The sequence below is a fragment of the Treponema sp. R6D11 genome, assembly GCF_054786075.1.
Map to the genome: position 1 here is coordinate 1 of NZ_BDHD01000245.1, position 2,180 is coordinate 2,180.

Below are 2,180 nucleotides of genomic sequence, written 5' to 3' on the forward strand. Positions count from 1 at the left end.
CTTCTAAAGAGCCGCCCGCCGCTACCTTCATCCACGCAAGACCGCGCGCCTTGTAAATTTTGGCGTGGTTTTCCAATTCTTCAATTTGTTTGCGCGAAAAGGAAGACGCGCCTTTTACAACAAGCGCTTTTACCGCCCCGCCTTGCGCAATCGCGTCCTTAAACGCCTGAAAATCACTTTGCCTGGCAAACTGGCCAAAATCATCTAGTTTCATGTCAAAGCGGAGATCCGGTTTGTCGCTTCCGTAAGTTTCCATCGCGTCTTCCCATGAAAGCCTTGTAAATTTTTTCGGTATGTCTTTTCCCAAAACTTTTTTAAAGACGTGCCCCATAAGCCCTTCGGTAACCGATAGCACGTCGTCCCTGCTTACGAACGACATTTCAATGTCAATCTGGGTGAACTCGGGCTGTCTGTCGCCCCTTGAATCTTCGTCGCGGTAACAGCGGGCTATTTGAAAATATTTGTCAAAACCTGCCACCATTAAAATTTGCTTGTAAAGCTGGGGCGACTGGGGAAGCGCGTAAAATTTGCCGGGGTACAGTCTTGAAGGGACAAGATAGTCCCTTGCCCCCTCGGGCGTTGATTTTATAAAGGTGGGAGTCTCTATCTCGTAGAAGCCGTTGGAAGTCATCCATTCGCGGACGGCAAAAGCGGTCTCGCTCCTCATTCTTATCGACTTCTGCATCGCGGCGGTGCGGTGCGTTCAAAACTAGGCCGCGACCTTATATTAATTGTCGCCGATCCGAAAAGAACCGTCGCCAACACCGCGCTCGGTGCGGTGCGTTCAAAACTAGGCCGCGACCTTAACCTTTACTCGCCGGACAGTTTTGAATTCGCATGGATAGTGGACTTTCCCATGTTTGAATACGACGAAGAAAACAATAAGTGGGAGGCGGCGCACCACCTTTTTACATGGCCGCAGGACAAATACCACAATACGATGGAAAGCGATCCCGGCTCCGTTAAAGGCGACCTTTACGACCTAGTCCTTAACGGCTACGAGCTTGCGTCAGGCTCTATCCGTATCCACGACCCCGAGATGCAAAAGCGCGTGTTTAAGATAGTGGGCATAGACCCCGCGCAGGCGGAAAAAAAGTTCGGTTTTTTAACTGAAGCGTTCAAGTACGGCGCTCCCCCCCACGGCGGAATCGCCCCCGGCCTAGACCGCCTTGTCATGATCATGGCCGGCCACACCTCGCTAAAAGACGTTATCGCCTTCCCTTCCAACTTCGATTCAGATTACTGCTACAGCCTAGGCTACAGCGCGTTCGTCCTTATCGCGTCGGGACTTACCGGCTACCTTTCCAGCGTGAAAAACCTTACCGCCCCCGCCGACACATGGGTGGCAGGCGGCGTTCCCCTCACGATGATGATGAACATTGAACACCGCCACGGCACGCAAAAGCCGGTCATAAAAAAAGCCCTCGTCCATCTGGACGGCAAGCCCTTTAAGGCGTTTGCGGCAAAACGCGACGAGTGGGCTGTAAAAACAAGCTACCTGTTCCCAGGTTCAATCCAGTATTTCGGCCCGCCTGAAGTCTGCGACGCGCCTACGGTAACCTTAAGACTCGAACACGAATAATTATGTTTTCGATAAAAGTTACCCCCAGATTCGGCGACATAGACGCCCTAGGGCACGTTAACAACACGGCGCTTCCCGCATGGTTTGAACTTGCCAGAAGGCCCATCATGCAAATTTTCGTCCCCGATCTTATTTTTGACAAAAACTCTTTCCCTCTCATCATGGCGCACAATGATTTTGATTACGAAAAACAGATATTTTTCAAGAGCGAAGTTGAGATTAAAACATGGATTTCCAAAATAGGCACAAAATCGTTTACCGTATACCACGAAGCGTGGCAGGACGGGCAACGTTGCACGAAAGGAAACTGCGTGGTAGTCTACTTTGTAAACGGCCAGTCGACTCCCTTACCTGACGATATAAAGAAGAAATTATCGGAGCATATGATTAATTAAGAATTATTCCGCAAGAACTCTCACAAAGGACACAAAGGGGGAAAAGCACACAAAGGGGAATTAGAGGTTTTTGTCCGAAAGTTGATCGTGAGCTTCACGATAAGATTACGAACAAGAACCCCTTTTCGCACTGTCGGCAACCTAAAGGCTGCCTTGCTTTTATTTTAATAGCGGCATTTATTGGTGCTCTCGCTATGCGGCAT

At 49.8% G+C, this 2,180-nt stretch carries 1 protein-coding gene and 2 pseudogenes; 2 read left to right on the forward strand and 1 reads right to left on the reverse strand.

Going from position 1 to position 2,180, the window contains the following annotated elements; translation table 11 throughout:
• A pseudogene (locus ACYVTD_RS11810) lies at window positions 1-697 on the reverse strand (amino acid--tRNA ligase-related protein); the annotation flags it as partial.
• A 6-nt stretch (window positions 698-703) separates the two neighbouring features.
• Between ACYVTD_RS11810 and ACYVTD_RS11815 the strand changes: the two are divergent.
• Window positions 704-1,582: pseudogene (locus ACYVTD_RS11815) on the forward strand (amino acid--tRNA ligase-related protein); the annotation flags it as partial.
• Between the two features lie 2 nt (window positions 1,583-1,584).
• Window positions 1,585-1,977: an acyl-CoA thioesterase gene (locus ACYVTD_RS11820; RefSeq protein WP_461247967.1), complete on the forward strand. Its 393-nt coding sequence runs from the start codon at window positions 1,585-1,587 to the stop codon at window positions 1,975-1,977.
• The last annotated feature ends 203 nt before the right edge of the window (window positions 1,978-2,180 follow it).

What these genes read in the sequence shown, in the direction of transcription:
- ACYVTD_RS11820 (WP_461247967.1), top strand. Translation starts at nt 1,585, where the DNA reads ATGTTTTCGATAAAAGTTACCCCCAGATTCGGCGACATAGACGCCCTA.